At 48.0% G+C, this 18,517-nt stretch carries 14 protein-coding genes and 1 tRNA gene; 14 read left to right on the top strand and 1 reads right to left on the bottom strand.

What is annotated here, in order from left to right:
• Window positions 1-646 precede the first annotated feature (646 nt).
• The 4 genes from ACJJIY_RS01285 to ACJJIY_RS01270 all read left to right on the top strand — a co-directional run bounded on the left by ACJJIY_RS01285 (window position 647) and on the right by ACJJIY_RS01270 (window position 5,798).
• Window positions 647-2,194 carry a Re/Si-specific NAD(P)(+) transhydrogenase subunit alpha gene (locus tag ACJJIY_RS01285; RefSeq protein WP_444896160.1) on the top strand — a complete coding sequence of 516 codons (1,548 nt, stop codon included), beginning with the start codon at window positions 647-649 and terminating at the stop codon, window positions 2,192-2,194.
• A gap of 15 nt (window positions 2,195-2,209) precedes the next feature.
• The gene (pntB, locus tag ACJJIY_RS01280) at window positions 2,210-3,601 is read left to right on the top strand and encodes a Re/Si-specific NAD(P)(+) transhydrogenase subunit beta (RefSeq protein WP_413663233.1); all 1,392 of its coding nucleotides are present in this window, start codon (window positions 2,210-2,212) and stop codon (window positions 3,599-3,601) included.
• Between the two features lie 213 nt (window positions 3,602-3,814).
• Window positions 3,815-5,422, top strand: coding sequence for a S41 family peptidase (locus tag ACJJIY_RS01275; protein WP_445358938.1), 1,608 nt, complete (start codon window positions 3,815-3,817; stop codon window positions 5,420-5,422).
• Window position 5,423: 1 nt separating this feature from the next.
• A complete protein-coding gene (locus ACJJIY_RS01270; RefSeq protein ID WP_444896162.1) occupies window positions 5,424-5,798 on the top strand; it encodes a hypothetical protein in 375 nt (124 codons plus the stop codon).
• A gap of 34 nt (window positions 5,799-5,832) precedes the next feature.
• Here the strand turns inward: ACJJIY_RS01270 and yhbY are convergent, their stop codons facing one another.
• Window positions 5,833-6,135, bottom strand: a complete 303-nt coding sequence (yhbY, locus tag ACJJIY_RS01265; RefSeq protein WP_108734403.1) for a ribosome assembly RNA-binding protein YhbY — start codon at window positions 6,133-6,135, stop codon at window positions 5,833-5,835.
• Window positions 6,136-6,278: 143 nt separating this feature from the next.
• Here yhbY and rlmE point away from each other — a divergent pair, with 143 nt between their 5' ends.
• The 10 genes from rlmE (at window position 6,279) to ACJJIY_RS01215 (ending at window position 18,348) form a co-directional block, all read left to right on the top strand.
• Window positions 6,279-6,899 carry a 23S rRNA (uridine(2552)-2'-O)-methyltransferase RlmE gene (rlmE, locus tag ACJJIY_RS01260; RefSeq protein WP_108734402.1) on the top strand — a complete coding sequence of 207 codons (621 nt, stop codon included), beginning with the start codon at window positions 6,279-6,281 and terminating at the stop codon, window positions 6,897-6,899.
• Window positions 6,900-7,086: 187 nt separating this feature from the next.
• The gene (gene ftsH / locus ACJJIY_RS01255; RefSeq protein ID WP_444896163.1) at window positions 7,087-9,006 is read left to right on the top strand and encodes an ATP-dependent zinc metalloprotease FtsH; all 1,920 of its coding nucleotides are present in this window, start codon (window positions 7,087-7,089) and stop codon (window positions 9,004-9,006) included.
• Window positions 9,007-9,096: 90 nt separating this feature from the next.
• The gene (gene folP / locus ACJJIY_RS01250) at window positions 9,097-9,942 is read left to right on the top strand and encodes a dihydropteroate synthase (RefSeq protein WP_444896164.1); all 846 of its coding nucleotides are present in this window, start codon (window positions 9,097-9,099) and stop codon (window positions 9,940-9,942) included.
• A gap of 94 nt (window positions 9,943-10,036) precedes the next feature.
• Window positions 10,037-11,389 carry a phosphoglucosamine mutase gene (glmM, locus tag ACJJIY_RS01245; RefSeq protein WP_444896165.1) on the top strand — a complete coding sequence of 451 codons (1,353 nt, stop codon included), beginning with the start codon at window positions 10,037-10,039 and terminating at the stop codon, window positions 11,387-11,389.
• Window positions 11,390-11,508: 119 nt separating this feature from the next.
• A complete protein-coding gene (gene tpiA, locus ACJJIY_RS01240; protein ID WP_444896166.1) occupies window positions 11,509-12,243 on the top strand; it encodes a triose-phosphate isomerase in 735 nt (244 codons plus the stop codon).
• A 70-nt stretch (window positions 12,244-12,313) separates the two neighbouring features.
• On the top strand, window positions 12,314-12,748 hold the full coding sequence (secG, locus tag ACJJIY_RS01235; protein WP_413663227.1) for a preprotein translocase subunit SecG: 435 nt from the start codon (window positions 12,314-12,316) through the stop codon (window positions 12,746-12,748).
• A gap of 9 nt (window positions 12,749-12,757) precedes the next feature.
• A tRNA-Leu gene (locus ACJJIY_RS01230) sits at window positions 12,758-12,843 on the top strand.
• Window positions 12,844-14,234: 1,391 nt separating this feature from the next.
• The gene (locus tag ACJJIY_RS01225) at window positions 14,235-16,406 is read left to right on the top strand and encodes a hypothetical protein (RefSeq protein ID WP_445355734.1); all 2,172 of its coding nucleotides are present in this window, start codon (window positions 14,235-14,237) and stop codon (window positions 16,404-16,406) included.
• The gene (locus ACJJIY_RS01220; RefSeq protein WP_445355735.1) at window positions 16,396-16,692 is read left to right on the top strand and encodes a hypothetical protein; all 297 of its coding nucleotides are present in this window, start codon (window positions 16,396-16,398) and stop codon (window positions 16,690-16,692) included. The genes ACJJIY_RS01225 and ACJJIY_RS01220 overlap by 11 nt, the downstream gene beginning before the upstream one ends.
• 1,110 nt (window positions 16,693-17,802) lie before the next feature.
• Entirely contained in the window at window positions 17,803-18,348 is a 546-nt protein-coding gene (locus ACJJIY_RS01215) for a hypothetical protein (protein ID WP_445358937.1), read from the top strand.
• Window positions 18,349-18,517 lie beyond the last annotated feature (169 nt).

The following is an 18,517-nucleotide window of genomic DNA, read 5'->3' as shown; positions in this document are numbered from 1 at the left end:
TACTGCTTTTTCCTGGTGCGACATTCTGCGGATATTGTTTTTTTTGCACAAGTAGGGGGCTAGTACATATTTTTCAGGCAGAAAAGTGTGACTTGGTACTATGGAAGCAAAATCATCTGCACATTTGTGGTTTGCGTGAATAGACTGTCACATGGCGCGTTATTTTTTGTTATAAACGTAATGTGGCATCCGTATTCGCCGATAATATTTAACTAACATGATGTATTTGGTGATCTATTTTTGGTTATTAAAAATAGTCAGTTACCCCTAAATTTTTGTAGTTTCTGTTTATTTGCAGGTGCTTGCTCTACCGTGGGGATTCTTTTGGATTAAAAATTCATAGTGAATTGATCGGTGAGGCCATTCAAAAAGGAAAATCCCTTATATTTTGGATAAACAAATAGCAATTTAACTTCAGGGAAAAGGTTTCGAGCGAGACTAATTTTTGCTTATTTCTCTCAGGTCTATATAGCCAATTCAGGATATATAGTCTTATTAATTTCACCAATTACGGCTATCAGGTTATCCCCCTTTTCATCCCCTTTGACGACGTTTACACTCGATCTGTTTATAAATTGGGCAATCCAATACTTTTTGAGGTAGATGTAGCTGTAAGTTCATAAAATCAACTAAGAGGGGCACGGCGGTGATTATAGCCATACCTAGAGAGACCGCAGAGGGAGAAGCACGTGTTGCAGCGACTCCCGATAGCGTAAGACGATTACGCGATTTGGGTTTTTCCGTAGCGGTGGAGAAGGGGGCTGGTAACAGGGCCAGTTTTACTGATGAAGCTTATGCTGAAGCCGGTGCAGAAATCCGTGAGGATATGCAACAGTGCCTGGCTGATGCGGGCATAGTATTAAAAGTACAAGCACCAACTGATCAAGAGTTGGCCCTGATTCCCAAAGGGGCTACGCTGATCGCCTTTCTGAAGCCGGCACAAAATGCCGAGTTCCTACAGAAGCTTGCCGAGCGCGATATCAATGCGCTAGCGGTCGAGTCGATTCCAAGAATTTCCCGCGCGCAAAAAATGGATGCGCTCAGCTCCATGGCAAATATTGCCGGCTATCGTGCGGTTGTGGAGGCTGCCCACAATTTCGGTCGCTTCTTTACAGGGCAGATCACGGCAGCAGGAAAAATTCCCCCGGCAAAAGTACTTGTTATTGGTGCTGGTGTAGCGGGGCTCTCTGCAATAGGTACGGCAAAAAGCATGGGAGCTATAGTGCGGGCCTTCGATACCCGCGCTGAAGTACGTGAGCAAGTGGAGTCCATGGGGGCTGAATTCCTCACCGTAGAAATTGAGGAGGAAGGCTCGGGCTCCGGTGGTTACGCCAAGGTGATGTCGAAGGAATTTATTGATGCTGAAATGGCACTGTTCCGCGAGCAGGCCAAAGAAGTGGATATTGTGATTACCACTGCCTTAATTCCGGGGAAACCCGCTCCGAAATTATGGCTTGCAGATATGGTCGACAGTATGCCTAAAGGTTCTGTCGTCGTGGATTTAGCAGCAGAAATGGGCGGTAACTGTGACTATACGGTGGCTCATGAAAAAGTGGAGCAGAACGGCGTCACTATTCTTGGTTATACCAATCTACCCAGTCGAGCAGCGGCACAATCCTCGCGCCTGTATTCAACCAATCTCGCTCACCTGCTTGGGGAGCTAACTCCAGAGAAAGATGGTGAGATTAATCTCAATTTTGAAGATGAAGTGATTCGTGGTGCCACAGTGGTTAAATCCGGTGAGATTACCTGGCCTCCACCCGCACCAAAAATTTCGGCTCAGCCCAAGCCATCGGTGAAAGCTACTGAGGAAGTGAAAATTGTTGAGGAGAAAGCTGAGAAACGAAAATCTCCCGTATCTATTTTTGCATTTTGGGCGATCGCGGCAATCTTATTGTTGTGGTTGGGTCGTGTGGCACCTCCTGATTTCGTCTCGCACTTTACCGTATTTGTCCTGGCAATATTTGTTGGCTGGCAAGTGATTTGGAATGTTACCCATGCGCTACACACTCCGTTAATGAGTGTTACTAATGCAATTTCCGGCATTGTGGTTGTTGGTGCATTAGTACAGCTTGGAATTGCCAATTCGGGTTTGGTGAGCCTGCTTGCTTTCATCGGCGTGTTGGTGGCCAGTATTAATATATTCGGTGGTTTCTTTGTGACCTACCGTATGTTGAAAATGTTTCGCCGGTAAGGGGAGGAGAGAGTGATGAACGGTATGATTGCAATGGCTTATCTCTTCTCGGCAGTGATGTTTATCTTGAGCCTGGGAGGTTTATCCAGTCACGAAACTGCGCGCAGGGGAAATATTTACGGCATGGTGGGAATGGCAGTTGCCATTATCGCCACTATTGCTGGAGTGGCCGCCGGGGCTTACTGGATGGTCGCCATCGCCATGATCGTCGGTGCGGTGATTGGTTTGGCACTAGCCAAGCGTGTGGCTATGACTCAAATGCCACAAATGGTGGCTTTGCTACACAGCTTCGTCGGCCTGGCTGCGGTATTAATTGGTTGGGGCGGTTTCCTCGACCCGGTTGTGGAGTTACACGGGGCTGCTCATGTTGTCCACAGCACTGAGATATACCTGGGTGTATTTATTGGGGCAATTACCCTGACCGGTTCTTTGGTTGCTTTTTGTAAGTTGCAGGGATTGGTTTCCGGGAAACCATTAATGCTACCGGCCCGGCACTGGCTTAACTTGATTGCCATTTTGGCCTGTATTGTTCTAGGTGTGTTGTTTGTACCGGCAGATGTGCATGCGGGTACGGTTATTAACTTGCTGTTAATGACCTCAATTGCATTGCTGTTAGGTATTCACCTTGTGGCGGCTATTGGCGGCGCTGATATGCCGGTGGTTATATCCATGCTAAACAGCTACTCCGGTTGGGCCGCTGCCGCTACCGGATTTATGCTGGGCAATGACCTGTTAATTGTAGTGGGCGCCTTGGTGGGTTCTTCCGGTGCCATCCTGAGTTACATCATGTGCCGGGGAATGAATCGCTCTTTTATCAGCGTTATTCTCGGTGGATTTGGCTCTGATGGTGGTGAAGTTTCCGATGAGGAAGTCGATGGTGAAGTAATTGCCATTGATCAACAGGAGCTTGCGGATGAACTGGATGCGGCGGACAGTATCATTATTGTTCCCGGATTCGGAATGGCGGTAGCCCATGCACAGCAGGCGGTTAGTGACTTGACCGATCGTCTGAGAAAAGCGGGCAAAACAGTGCGCTTTGGTATTCACCCGGTAGCTGGACGTCTTCCCGGACATATGAATGTGCTTTTGGCTGAGGCTAATGTGCCCTACGATATCGTTCTGGAAATGGATGAGATTAATCCAGATTTTCCCGCTACAGATTTGGTTTTGGTGATCGGTGCTAACGACACGGTAAACCCGGATGCAGTGGAAAAACCGGGCTCGCCTATCGCAGGCATGCCGGTATTGGAAGTTTGGAAGGCTGGTAAGGTTGTTATCCTTAAGCGCTCTATGGCTTCCGGGTATGCGGGAGTTGCTAACCCGCTGTTTTACAAAGAAAACTCACGCATGCTGTTCGGTGATGCAAAAGATAGTTTGCAGGGGGTTTTGGGTAAAGTCGGCAATTAGTTGCTGACTCGGGTTATTAATAGTAATTAACCTGTTTTGTACTGAAAGGCCTGGTGGGGCACAAATTGTGATGTGCCTCTTCAGGCCTTTCTGTATTTTGGTTTAGCAATTTCTTTTGATGAAAAACTTGGTTATCGAACCCTTTTTCAAATAGTGGTAGGCTCCACCGCTTTACATACCTTTACTAATAAAAAGGTTAATAGGAGTTTGGGGATGGAAATCCGTCTACGTAAGCTAGCTTTAGCAGGGGTTGTTACTCTGGGAGCTTTAGGCTTGGCAGCCTGTGGGGGAGGCGGAGGTAGCTCTGACTCTGATAGTGGAGATGGTTCTGAGACGCCAACTGCCGTTGGCGGCACTTGGGAAAAGGATAACTTTCTGCCTGTCTCAACTTATGCGAGCCGGTGTGTTGCTCCCCGTAGTGGCACAGACCCAGCAACGGGTTCAGCTTATGCTGATGTAGCGGGCACCCGCGAGGACGAGAATAACTGGCTGCGCTCAATGAGTAATGAGCTCTACCTATGGTACGACGAGATTGAAGACCAGGATCCAGCGAGCTTCGATGATTCTTTAGCTTATTTCGAAGAGCTAAGAACTTTCGCTCTAACTCCCTCCGGTCGAGAAAAGGACCGCTTCCATTATACGGTTCCGTCAGATGAGTGGTATTCACAAACTGAATCTGGTGTGTACGTTGGTTATGGTGTCCAGTGGGCCCTACTTTCCGATAAGCCGCCACGTAAAGCGGTAGTCGCTTATCTGGATGAGGAAAACGGTGGTAATCTGCCGGATATTATCACCCGCGGTGCAGAAGTTATCAGTGTGGACGGCGTTGACCTGGCTTATGGTGATGATGTCGATACCTTAAATTACGGTATGTGGCCGGAAAACGATGGTGAGTCCCATGTATTTGAAATAAGACCTTTGGGTTCTTCAACGATTGAGACTGTCACTTTGGTTGCATCACCAGTGCAATCAGATCCTGTTCAATATGTTAAAACTGTGGACACAAATTCGGGCCGCAAAGTCGGATATATGTTGTTCAATGATCATATTGCGACAGCCGAAGCGGAATTGATTGATGCTGTCAGCGAGCTTGAGTCTGAGTCTGTTGACGATTTAGTACTAGACCTTCGTTATAACGGTGGTGGTTACCTCGATATCGCTGCAGAGTTAGCTTATATGATCGCAGGTGATAATACTGCGGGACAGGTATTTGAAACGTCCCAATTTAATGATCAACACCCGGAAACAAACCCTGTTACCGGAGCGCCATTGGATGGGACTCCATTCTACTCGACCGGTCTGGGCTTTGTTGATGAGTCTTTATACGGGGAAGAATTGCCGACTTTAAACCTGTCGCGACTGTTTGTCTTAACCAGTGAAAATACCTGCTCAGCCAGTGAGGCCATTATCAATGGCTTGCGCGGAATTGATGTAGAAGTTATTCAGATCGGTGAGACTACTTGCGGTAAGCCTTACGGTTTTTACCCCCTGGATAACTGTGGCACTACTTACTTCACAATTCAGTTCTCCGGTGTGAATGCAAAAGGCTTTGGCGATTACTCCGATGGTTTTGTACCCAATGGTAATTATGGAACTGATGCCGATTTGCCCGGGTGTGTGATTGGGGATGACTTTGACAATCTCCTGGGTGATGCTGATGAAGCGCGGTTTGCCACTGCGTTGAATTACATTGAGACTGGCGAATGTGGAGATATTGCGGTTAGCGCATTCTCCATTTCCGGTGAAAGCGAGGGTGCCCCCGCTTTCAATGCACGAGTGACCAAGGAAATCTCTCGCAGTAACCGCATAATGGTGAAATAAAATGAAAAAGGCAGCTTTGGCTAAACTTTGTGGTTTTGCATTGGTGTGTCTTGGCTGCTCCTCCCAGCAAAATATTGAAACTGCACAACCGGCACTGTTACAGGAAACGAGCCCGGAGATTCAGGGCAAGTTGCAGGTGGCAGTTTCGCAAGCGCTGGGCGGGGTTAATGTGACCCTAGGCCCGAGGGTGTTTGTGGACGATACTATTTTGGTGATTGAGAATGATCCCAAAAAGATGGCTCTGATTGGCCGGGATATGGGGCGGCCGATCAAGTTTCAATTAGTCGGCAATGGTGAGAAGTGCTGGTTGAGGCGACTGTCCAATGGAGAATCCTGGGAGTTGCCTGTGATGTGTAAGCCTGTTTCCACTGGTTGAGAAAAGAAAGGGGAGCATTAGCTCCCCTTTTTGTTTAACGCAGCAGGTTGGACTTGCGAATATCCGGCTTCTGCGCCGCACGGAAAATCAGGGCAATCTTGCCGATTTCCTGTACCAGCTCGGATGAGGATTTTTCGCAAAGCTCACCAACGATTTGGTGGCGTACTTCCCGGTCGGCGATCATCAGTTTGACCTTGATCAGCTCGTGGTCTTCGAGTGCACGGTTCAGTTCTTCCATCACCCCCTCGCTCAGCCCATTGCCGGCTACGGTCACGACAGGTTTCAGGTTGTGACCTAGAGAGCGAAGAGCTTTTTTGCGGTCGGCGGTTAAAGGCATACAATACTCCATTACCACTTTGTGGAATTCGATGTGGGAGCGGCCACAGATCGCGATCGTCGCCAGCGTTTGTTCGGCGGACCCGATCGCGGCCAGTGGCCGCTCTTATAATTAAGCTGTAGTGATTGTAGGCATTGTACCCGATGGGCCGATCTAAGAGCAGCCACCGTTGGCTGCGTGAACATTTTAATGACCATTACGTCAAACAGTCCCAAAAAGAGGGCTATCGCTCCCGTGCCAGCTACAAGCTGCAGGAGCTACAAAATAAGGACCGCTTATTCAAGCCGGGAATGACTGTTGTCGACCTAGGTGCGGCTCCAGGGGGCTGGTCCCAGGTAGCGATGGAGTTGGTAGGGCACAAAGGTAAGGTTTTGGCGTCAGATATATTGCCGATGGACCCGCTGGCCGGTGTGGACTTTGTCCAGGGGGACTTTACCGAGGAGTCGGTGCTCAGTGAACTGTTACAGCGCATGGGCGATGAACTGGCAGACCTTGTGATTTCCGATATGGCCCCCAATATGAGTGGGATACGCGATGTTGATCAGCCCGCCTCCATGTATTTGGTGGAACTGGCGGTCGATATGGCCCGGCAGGTGCTTAAGCCCGGTGGTGCATTTGTTGCAAAGGTATTCCAGGGAGAGGGTTTCGACGAGTTGATCCGCGACTTGCGTGGGAGCTACAACAGTGTCGTAACTCGTAAACCTGGCGCCTCCCGCCCCCGTTCACGTGAAGTATACGTGGTGGCGCGAGGATTTAAGGGTTGAGAGCGACTGAGAACATCGGCGTATTTCTAGTCTGACTCCCCATATGGTATAAGCGATACCTGTATCGGGGGCGAAGGCTGTTGACCCCCCGCACCTATACTGGTTTTATCCGGTATTGATGTGGCCGGCGTTGCCGGAATGAACGGATTTTGATTGCGAAAGCGAGAGGGCTATCCCTTTGAATGATATGGCAAAGAACCTAGTACTGTGGTTGATCATCGCAGCGGTACTGCTGATGGTTTTTCAAAACTTTAAACCACAGTCACGGGATGAGGCTCTCAGTTACTCCGACTTTGTTCAGGATGTGCAGTCGGGCCAAGTTAAGAACGTGATCGTAGACGGTCTGGTAATCACCGGCGAAAAAGCCGATGGCAGCCGCTTCAAGACTATCCAGCCACAGATTATCGACGATGAACTCACCAATGAGCTGGTTCGCAGCAATGTGCAATTCGTTGGTCGCGAGCCTGAGTCACCGAGTATCTGGCAGCAGCTTCTGGTAGCCAGCTTCCCGATCCTGATTATTATCGCTGTATTTATGTTCTTTATGCGCCAAATGCAGGGCGGAGCCGGCGGTCGCTCAGGTCCTATGGCATTTGGTAAGAGCAAGGCGCGCCTGCTGGGCGAAGACCAGATCAAGACAACTTTTTCCGATGTTGCCGGAGTAGATGAAGCTAAGGAAGAGGTACAGGAGCTGGTCGAGTTCCTGCGCGATCCCACCAAGTTCCAGCGACTGGGTGGCAATATCCCCCGTGGCGTACTGATGTGTGGCCCTCCCGGTACCGGTAAGACCCTGCTTGCCAAAGCAATTGCCGGAGAAGCAAAAGTACCTTTCTTCTCCATCTCCGGTTCTGACTTTGTTGAGATGTTTGTTGGTGTGGGCGCTTCCCGGGTGCGGGATATGTTTGACCAAGCCAAGAAGCAGGCTCCCTGCATCATCTTTATCGACGAGATTGACGCTGTTGGCCGTCACCGTGGAGCCGGCGTTGGCGGCGGTCACGATGAGCGCGAGCAGACCCTGAACCAGTTGCTGGTTGAGATGGATGGTTTCGAAGGTAATGAGGGTGTGATCGTTATTGCAGCGACCAACCGCCCGGATGTACTGGACCACGCCCTGCTGCGCCCAGGTCGCTTTGACCGCCAGGTGTTTGTCGGGCTGCCAGATATTCGCGGCCGCGAACAGATTCTCAAAGTTCATATGCGCAAGGTGCCTATGGATGACAAGGTGAACCCACAGACGATTGCCCGTGGAACCCCTGGTTTCTCCGGTGCCGATCTGGCCAATTTGGTCAATGAAGCTGCGCTGTTTGCTGCGCGGGCCAATAGACGCACGGTAACCATGGAAGAGTTTGAGCGCGCCCGTGACAAGATCATGATGGGTGCCGAGCGCAAGTCCATGGTGATGAATGAAAAGGAAAAGGTGAATACCGCTTACCACGAGGCCGGTCACGCCATTATTGGTCGACTGGTACCCGAGCATGACCCGGTACACAAAGTAACTATTATTCCCCGTGGCCGCGCCCTGGGTGTCACCCAGTTCCTGCCTGAGGAAGACAAGTACAGCCTGTCCAAGCGCGCGATTGAATCGCAACTGTGCTCCCTGTTTGGCGGCCGTATTGCCGAGGAAATGACCCTGGGGATCGACGGTGTTACGACTGGCGCCTCCAACGACATCGAACGGGCCACTGACTTGGCGCGTAGTATGGTGACCAAGTGGGGCTTGTCCGAAAAGCTCGGCCCATTGCATTACGGCGAAGATGAAAGTGGCCAGCCCGGTCAGGGCAATCCGGTTTCCGGCAAGACTTCCAATGAAATTGATGTAGAAGTGCGCCGTATTATCGATGTCTGCTACGAGCGAGCACAAAAGCTGTTGGAAGATAACCGAGATATTCTTGAAGCGATGAAAGATGCGCTGATGGAATACGAAACCCTGGATGCGGAGCAGGTGGACGATCTTATGGCTCGCCGCAAAGTTCGCGCACCGAGGGATTGGGAAGACAATAACTTCGGCTCTGGTGGAAACAGCCCGACCCAGGATACTGAAACCACAGAGGCCTCAACTGAGGCGGATAAGAGCAATACCGTCGGCGGCCCATTAAACGGCCACTGATTCTCCGAAGCGACTAACTGGACAAAACCAAATGCCGGGTTGGGGATAGGGCAATAGCCTGTTCCAATCCGGCATTTTTTATTTCAGCCAATGAAAATTATCTGTGGTAACCACACCCTAGACCTCTCCCAACCGGTGGTTATGGGGGTTCTGAATACAACGCCGGACTCCTTTTCCGACGGTGGCAATTGCTATGCCTCCGGTAGCCTGGACTTGACCCTGGCTCTGCAGAGAGCAGAACAGATGCTCTCTGAGGGAGCGACAATCCTGGATATTGGCGGAGAATCGACACGCCCTGGCGCATCGCCGGTCACCGAGCAGCAGGAACTGGATCGGGTAGCGCCGGTGGTGGAGGCGATCAAAGCGAACTTTGACGCGATTATCTCTGTCGATACCAGTACCCCGGCTGTGATGCGCGAGTCAGCTGCGGTGGGGGCGGGACTGATCAATGATGTTCGTGCCCTTGAGCGCCCAGGAGCACTGGAAGCAGCCGCAGAGAGTGGCTTGGCAATCTGCTTGATGCATATGCAGGGTCAGCCCGGCACTATGCAGGATGATCCGTCTTACACTGATGTTGTAGAGGATGTCGCCAGGTATTTGCAGAAACGGGTCGATCTCTGTATCGATCTGGGCGTGACACGGAACCGGCTCATTCTCGACCCGGGTTTTGGCTTTGGCAAAACCGATGAGCACAATTTGGCGTTGTTGCGTAATTTGTCGCAGCTGGCGCCGTCGGATATGCCCATACTGGCAGGCTTGTCGCGCAAGTCGATGATCGGCCGCCTGCTCGATCGAGATGTAGATGGCCGCCTCCCCGGTAGCCTGGCCTTGGCCATGTTAGCTGCGCAAAAGGGTGCAAGAATTTTACGTGTCCACGATGTTGCGGAAACCGTGGATGTGTTGCGCATGCAGCAATTGGTTTGCAGCGAAATTTGATGAGTGATGTCTTACAGAGACCTTAAGCCGCAGGGTCCTGTTGTGGTTTTCCGACAGAACAGAAAAGCGGCGAAGTACACAATTGAGAAGCGTTATGGAAAGAAAGTATTTTGGTACTGATGGTATTCGTGGTCGCGTTGGTACGGGAGCAATTACTCCCGATTTTATGCTGCGCCTCGGATACGCTGCGGGCAAGGTATTAGGGAGAACTTTCAAAGAGAAACATCACCGTCGACCTCGCATTCTTATTGGTAAAGACACCAGGGTTTCCGGCTATATGTTCGAGGCGGCTCTCGAAGCAGGTCTGATTAATGCCGGTGTTGATGTCGCCCTGTTGGGGCCAATGCCGACTCCGGCGATTGCCTACCTGACCCGGACTTTCCATGCCGGTGCAGGCATTGTTATCAGCGCTTCCCATAACCCTTACCATGACAATGGCATCAAGTTTTTCAGTGCTGAAGGTACCAAGTTGCCGGATGAGGTTGAGCTGGAGATCGAAGCCGCTCTCGAGCTGCCAATGGAAACTTCTGACGATCTCGGTCGCGCCTATCGTGTTGATGATGCAGCCGCGCGTTACATTGAGTTCTGCAAGGCTTCCACGCCCTGGGGTTTCTCCTTGGAGGGGCTGAAAATTGTTCTCGACTGCGCAAATGGTGCCACTTATCACGTAGCGCCAATGGTATTTCGTGAACTGGGAGCAGAAGTCAGCGTAATAGGGGCTGGGCCCGATGGACTCAATATCAATCTTGATTGCGGCTCCACTAAACCGCAGCAATTACAACGAGCCGTGGTTAAGCGCGGTGCGGACCTGGGAATAGCCTTTGATGGTGACGGGGATCGGGTGTTGTTCGTCGATGCCAATGGGGAATTGGTCGATGGCGATCAGCTGCTGTATATCATCGCTATGCACCAGCATAAATTCCTAGGCGGTTGCAGTGGTGTTGTCGGCACTTTGATGAGCAATTACGGTTTTGAGCTCGCACTGCGCGAAAATAAAATTCCGTTTGAGAGAGCCAAAGTGGGCGACCGCCATGTGCTTGAGAAAATGTCAGCTAATCAGTGGAAGCTGGGAGGCGAGTCGTCAGGCCACATTATCTGTGCCGATGCTTCTACCACCGGCGACGGTATCATTGCCGCACTGCAGGTACTGCGTAGCCTGTGTGAATTTGATGAGCCCTTGCATCAGCTTAAATCCCGTATGACAATGTTCCCCCAGCACATGATTAATGTGCAACTGGCTCATCGCGATGGTGTTCTCGATCACACAGACGTTAAGGCCATTGTTGTCGATGCAGAACGTCAGCTCGCAGACAGCGGACGTGTGCTGCTGCGGCCATCTGGCACAGAGCCTCTGATCCGGGTAATGGTTGAAGGCCGCGACAGCGCCCTGGTGGAACAGCTGGCCAAAGATATTTCCTCCGTGGTGGAGCGAATTGGAAATAACTGATCTGCTGCGATTTAACCCGTAGTAAATCGGTCCTCTTGGGGCGCAGAAGAAACTCGTATAATTTTGGTTGTATGTTGGCGTCAATGTCGCTAAGATTTGCGCCCCTTGAAGGAGCACACATGCGAACACCGCTAGTAGCAGCAAACTGGAAAATGAACGGCAGCCGCGAGTTTGCCGAACGTTTTTTCACCGAACTCAACCTCGAAGGTGTGAAGTCCGGTGTTGTTGTTTGCCCATCTTTTCCATACCTCGGCTTGGTGGCTGATGCGGCGGAAAAGAGCGGAGGTTTCAGCTTGGGTGCCCAGGACCTTAGCCAGGAGCCCAAAGGGGCGTTTACTGGTGAGGTTTCCGCTAGCATGTTACTGGATTGGAATACCCGTTACGTTATTGTCGGGCATTCTGAGCGCCGTAGTCTCTACGGAGAAACCAGTGAGTTAGTGGCGAAAAAATTTGTTGCGGCCCAAGAGGCGGGATTGACTCCAATACTTTGCGTCGGGGAAACCCTTGAAGAACGCGAGCAGGAGCGCACTCTCGAAGTGGTTGCAGAACAACTTCAAGCGGTTGCCGATATCATTGATTCGGCTGGATGGAAGCAGTCCGTGATTGCCTATGAGCCGGTATGGGCCATTGGCACCGGAAAAACTGCTACCCCTGATGAAGCCCAAGCTGTACATGCGTTTATTCGCTCGCAGTTGGGAGATTTGGGTGCTGAAGTACAGATTTTATATGGCGGTAGTGTAAAATCCGCAAATGCCAGGGAGCTTTTTGCCCAGGCAGATATTGATGGCGCCCTGGTGGGTGGAGCCTCGCTGGATGCCGGCGAGTTTGCTGAGATTTGTCGCGCTGCTGTCTGAATTGACAGCACGCGGGTTGGCGAATACTGAATAACGGGTTGTTTAGACCCCGGTAGAGAGTTTCCAGAAAATGGAAAAATTGGTATTAGTTGTACACGTTTTGACCGCATTGGGCATTATTGGCCTGATTTTGTTGCAGCAAGGTAAAGGTGCCGAAGCCGGTGCATCCTTTGGTGCGGGCGCGTCCCAGACAGTTTTTGGCAGTCAAGGTAGCGGAAATTTCTTTTCCCGCTTGACAGCAATTTTTGCGACGGTATTCTTCGTCACCAGTTTCGGCCTGGCCATCCTGGCTAAGCAAGGTGCAGGCACCAACGTTGATGCGGACCTTCCGCAAATTCCAGCAGCGGTGCAGCAAATTGGCCCAGCCGAAGAACTGCCGGCTATCGATAGCGATATCCCGCAGCTCGAAACAGATTTGGAAACTGGTGATATCCCGCAGATTCCTGCAGACAGCACCGGTTCAGAAGAGCCAGCTGCTAACCAGGAAAGTGAGGAACAGCAGTAAAAGATTTTTGCCCAGGTGGTGGAATTGGTAGACACGCTATCTTGAGGGGGTAGTGAGCTATGCTCGTGCGGGTTCAAGTCCCGCCCTGGGCACCACATCAAGATCCGAGGAAGTTCGGAATCATCCAAAAAGCCCGGTAAATCCGGGCTTTTTGCTATCTGAAGGGTACACAGCCCTCCGTTCTCGTTCGTTGTCACCCGGTGCTATCTGGTGCTACATTTGGTGCTACCTAGTTCAATTTAGAAACTGGTAGAGGCACCAATGGCCCTTACAGATAGATACTCAACTCAAAACAAGCCAGCCAAACCAAGCGGCAAGAATCATTGGCTTGCGGATATCTGGTAGCTCCGAATGCGGCTCTTCCGCTCAGTGCTCAATACGCAAAGTAATGTAATCAATATAGCTTGAGCCCTGAGATCAGCTTTAGATCTCAATTTTGGCCAAGTAGAGAGCTAGTCATTTCAGCAAGAAATGATATGGACTACTAGCTATTTGACTAAGTCAGGGAATAATTATGCCTACCCTACGCAGTTGCTTGTCTATAAGTTTTAGTATACTCGTCCTAATTTATGTCCTGCATTGGCTTCTTGCCTTTCCATGGCTGTGGGTGATTGGCTATCTTGTAGTTGGTGCAATATTCGTCGGTTTCTCAACGTGGCTTTACTCTGGTATGTATAGCGAAGACGAATGAAAATTTTTACAAGCGCGCATATGTATAGCTGAATAGTGCGGTCTTGGTGGTCCATACTGTTTGAAGTCCTGGACCTTGCCAACCACCAAGGGTTGTAAGGGGGGGCGATTCTGGACTCCCTTTGGGGTCTTTTGAGAACCACTTTTGCTAAAGCCGGCTTGCCTGTTCAGTATTAGGTAACCTCGCACTTTGTCGATTTGGAGTAGGTGAAGTCACGCTTGAATTTCAGCATCACGCTCAGTCGTTGAGACGCCTCAGTAGAGGGAGGATTCAAAGTGGTGTTACTTTTTTGTTGTGCTTTCCTATACGTCCCGTAACCACTGGCTAGAAGTTATTTTTCAAGTCCCGCACTGATCAAGAAACGAAGAAGCTCAGAATCACCCAAAAAGCCCGGCTGGTCCGGGCTTTTTACTATTTAAAAAATAAAAATATTAACCTTTCACTTTGTCAGGAGTTGCCCTGCATAGCCTTGAATATCCCTTCCTGGCTCACTCATTGAAGACCAGGTGCCTCTCCAATAATTTATAAGCCATCTGCAGAGCTCACCGGTGGTTGATGTGATTTTGTAGGCAGGAAACATTCACTAGTAGGCCTGTAATTCTATGTAATAGCTTTTCCGGGAGGTTTGGTTGCGGGTTTATTTGGGGGGATGGATACTGGATTACTCCAGTTGCTCGGTATCAAGTTAGTAACTATTTTGCTTCCCTTTCGCGATCCCTATTCTCGGCACGAGTTCTGAAAGTGAATTAAAAATCGGCTGAGATTTTTGGTAAAAATAGAAAAAGGAGTTTTCGATTGAAGTCTTATACCACTAAATACAAAAAGCTTTCGACACTTCGGGGGTTAGTAATATTTGTCGGGCTACTGTCCATGGAAGGTGTATCAGCTGACGCCTCTCTTTCTGATCTTGATCTTGATATTGATAATGATGGTCTGATTGAGATTCGCAGTTTCAAAGATCTTAATGAGATTCGTAACAACCTAGACGGATCAACTTTATACAGTAGTAACTATGGTTGCCCAGAAAGTGGCTGTTATGGCTTTGAGCTGACCAAAGACCTGAATTTTGATACCAATGGCGATAGTTATGTTGATGCGAATGATGAGTACTGGAACGAGGGCTTGGGCTGGGAGCCAATCGGTACAAGTGAAAACCCGTTTACTGCGACCTTTGAAGGTAATGGCTATTCCATCAGTAATTTATATATAAACTTCAATGGAGGGGAATTTACAATTCTAAATGAACACTCAGGCCTTCTGGGACATGCTCAATCGGCGGAAATACATAACCTTACTACAGTTGATACCGTTGTTTCTTTCATGGGTGTTATGCCCGCAGGAGAAGACTCGGCAAACCCTAGTGAGGGATGCTCGGGCGAAGCGGTTGAGTCTAGTACAATTTCCAATGGAGACTTCGATACGACATGTGTATTCAGTTCGGTAGTGCTGACCTTGGATTTAACAGGTGCTGAGATAGAATTACCCTATATTAATTTCGAATCTCCAGTAGAAGGTAATGAAGTATCTGTTATTGATTTATCTAAATTCCCTTTAGTTGATAACGGGTGCGGTGCTAGTGATTTCTCCGAGGACAGTGATAGCTTTTGTGTTATTGGGTCAACGATTAGTTTCCAAGATTGGGCTGATGGTGACAGTTTAGTTGCTATTTCAAGTATTCCACTTATACCTAGCGCTACATTTAACTTTTACCCCAAAGTTACGGCAAAGCTATTTCAAGCTGGCCAGTTCAGGGCTGTAATTTATGAGGATCAGGGACCGGCAGAGATTCAAGCCTGGGTCACAGATGAGTATGAGCTGGACCCATTTACCTATAGTTGGAACAGCCCAAAGCTAGTTCAGCTTAACGACTCTGGTGAAAGCGTATTTACCTTTGATCCAGCAGGTTTGTCGGGAGCTTTCGAAGTTACTGTTACTGTTACAGATTCTGGTGGTTTGTCAGATACTGCGAAGCTGATATTGCGAGTGGATGGCAGTGCCCCTGTATTGTCCGATAATGAGGATGCTGATCAGGATGGGCTGAGTGACAGCGTTGAGGGATTCTTAGATTTAGATGGTGATCGAATACCGGACTATCTAGATAGGGTAGCGGTTCGTTCCCAGCTGCCGGTAAATAGAACTGGTGCAGTGATGCAAAGCTCTGAAGGGACAAGCTTGAGACTTGGTGATAGTGCCTATATTGCCGGTCAACAATTGGGCCAGGTTACGTTAGAGGATATAGATAATCTCTTTGAGGATAATTTGGCAGGACAGAATAGCTATAAATTCCTGCATGGTATTTTTGACTTTGTTATTTACGATACAGATTTTGGGGAAAGCGCTAACATTGTTGTCCCTTTAAATGCCGCTTTACTCGAAGGTGCTCGTTATCTGAAATATCGCCAAAGTGTTGGATGGGTGGATTTTATTGAGGATGAATTTAACCGTGTATCTTCTGCACTGGGGCAGCTGGGTGATTGTCCTGAGCCGGGTAGTGAGAAGTACCAGCCTGGGCTCCATGAGGGCCATTTTTGTATCCAGCTTAGCTTGGTAGATGGTGGCCTCAATGATGATGACGGAGAGATGAATGGCATTATTGTCGATCCTGGTGCTGTCGCGACCCTCAATGTTAAAGAACCTATTGTAAATATAAAATCCTATGCACTTGAGAATTCACAGTTTCAGTTAGAGGAGGAGGCACCGGTGTTGGCTTTCTCCCTACAGAGTGACTCTGCTGATGCGATGCTGAAGTCACTCACACTCAAGGCCGATGGTGAGTTGGATGAAGTATCGGACATACAGAGGGTGCGTTTGTATTTGGATATGGATAACAATGGAATTGCCAGTAATTCGGAGTTAATCGGCGATGGTCTCTTTTCAATTGATAATGGCTATCTGAAGTTAGATTTATTCAAAAAGTTTCAGTTGCCCGTTGGTGAGGCCCAGTTTCTGGTGACGTATGAATTTTAAAACCTCAGAGAGTTTTTCGGAATTACTGCTATTAATTGGTGGATATATGAAACCTTTAAAATCCAATGTGCGCTTTTATTTTGTTTTAGTTATCGCTGCTTTTGTTGGTGGTTGTGCTGATTCTTCGAATAACATAGTTGAGCCAGAAGAAAAGCCCGTAAGTAAGGCCTTTTCGATTACCCTAGAGTCAGTTGAGGTTGAGAGGCTAAGTAATGGTGAGGCTGTCTCTGTGGATGCAGGTGAGATAAAAAATGAAGCTCTTATTTTGGTGCCAAATTTCGATTAAATAATTCTTAGTAAGTAAACGTAAAGCCCCTATTTTGGGGCTTTTTTAATGTTCAAATGCAGGGGTGCTAAAAGTAATTAGCTAATATTTGTTTCTAATAACTTTGCACTAAAGGGTTTAAGTATCAAAATAATGACCGAAGTTGATGCAATTACCTTGCATATTTTACAGTTTATATAATAGCAGTCGATTTTTGGCTGATAAGCAACCGTACATACACTTCCTTAGTGAGCTGGAAAAGATACCCAGACTTGGGTGAGGTATTTTTTCTAATCAGGGTGACATGCGGTAATAAAGTTAGTGCCCCTAAAGTGACGCTGAGAGACTTAGTTCTCAAAAACGGAGCTGGTTCCTGATATTGCTTTCTCTTTAGGATGGTAGGTCACCAGATTTCGACTCTGAAGGGTATCAGCTGATCATAAGGAAAAGAGTGGATAGTTGGAGTCAATATCTGCTACTTCTTCTCCATCAGTAGATCAAGTGGTGGCAGAAAATTGATTGAAGAGTATTGATGCTAGATTCAGCAATAAAGAAAAGTGGTTGGAATGAGTGAAATCAACTTAACCAGTTTGAGATAACCCAGGAGCTACCTTGTAATCGAGATGGTGTACTTTAAGTAAAATAAAAGAGTACTTAATCTGTAATTCGATCGAGAATAAGCTTTAGGCTAGCTGAATTGATATTTTATTACTTTGTTTGTTTTAGCTTTTTAATATCATAAGGCACTTAAACATGTTGTCGATGTCTGCGATGTGATAGATGTTTCCTTTGCTTTGTTAATTATTGCTTTTTAATCGCGGGGCAATATTCAAATAAAAGCTAAGTTTGTCTTTATGTGGTTTCCTGTTGTTTGATGGGGATGTTGTGATCTGCAATTTTGTGACGAGAAAAGATAAGTGGAGATTTAAATAATGGGTTAATTTGAGTTTTGATTTATATTTTTTTGAGATTTTTGTAAGGCATACTGAGTGTGAATGCAGGCTGAATATATAGGTTTTTTTGCTGTAATTGCTGAAGTATTTATAGTTTTAATTTTTTGTTTGGATCTTCTTGCTAGTTAATATTTGGGTATTTATACTGCCTGCTCGATTATTTTTTTAAGGATGAAAAATGAAGTTTTTGAAGTCTATGTTGCCGGTGTTTGCCTTGTTGTTAGCGAGTCAGTCTTTTGCAGAAATGACTTTTATTAGCGGCGTTAAGCATAATGTTACTGAGTACTCTTATACTTCGGATACTCGGCGAATTGCTGAGATTGATATCTTGGGTGATAGTGCGCAAGAAATCAGTTTCGATATTACTGCGATTGTATCTGGTTTGGGACGGTTGAGGCCAGATGTCGTTTGTCGTTATTCCCATAGGGGAGAGCGTTGCTACACTAAAAATCATCCTAAAATTTTTGACTATGTGTATGACGTTTCGATCACGGCAAGTTGTGTTGCCAAAGATGGTACTCAAACTGCAATAGGGGTTGATAGGGACGATAAAAATATTTATACGAATGTGCCCATTTCAGATTTTCGCAATGAAGTAGTCTTAACGATAGATAATGGTTCAATTGCCGCGGATATGTGCGATACCTTGATAGTTGATATTCAGGGTGATTTAGAGGCTATTGAAGATGTAAATTTAAAAGTTTTCACCTACGAAATTTTCTAGTTAATAGTATGAAAGTGTCGGTAATAATTGCCGGCACTTTCACAGTCGAACTCCAATCTAGTATATCCATACAATCAAAAGTAGTGGATCACCGCACACCTAATAGAAATGATGTCAGCTCTGTAGCAGAGTCAGAAGCAGTTAATAAAGTCTTTTCTTTTATCTGAAG

The sequence above is a fragment of the Microbulbifer maximicatervae (SeqCode) genome (assembly GCF_052468155.1).
This window is presented reverse-complemented; position numbering and strand designations above follow the sequence as displayed.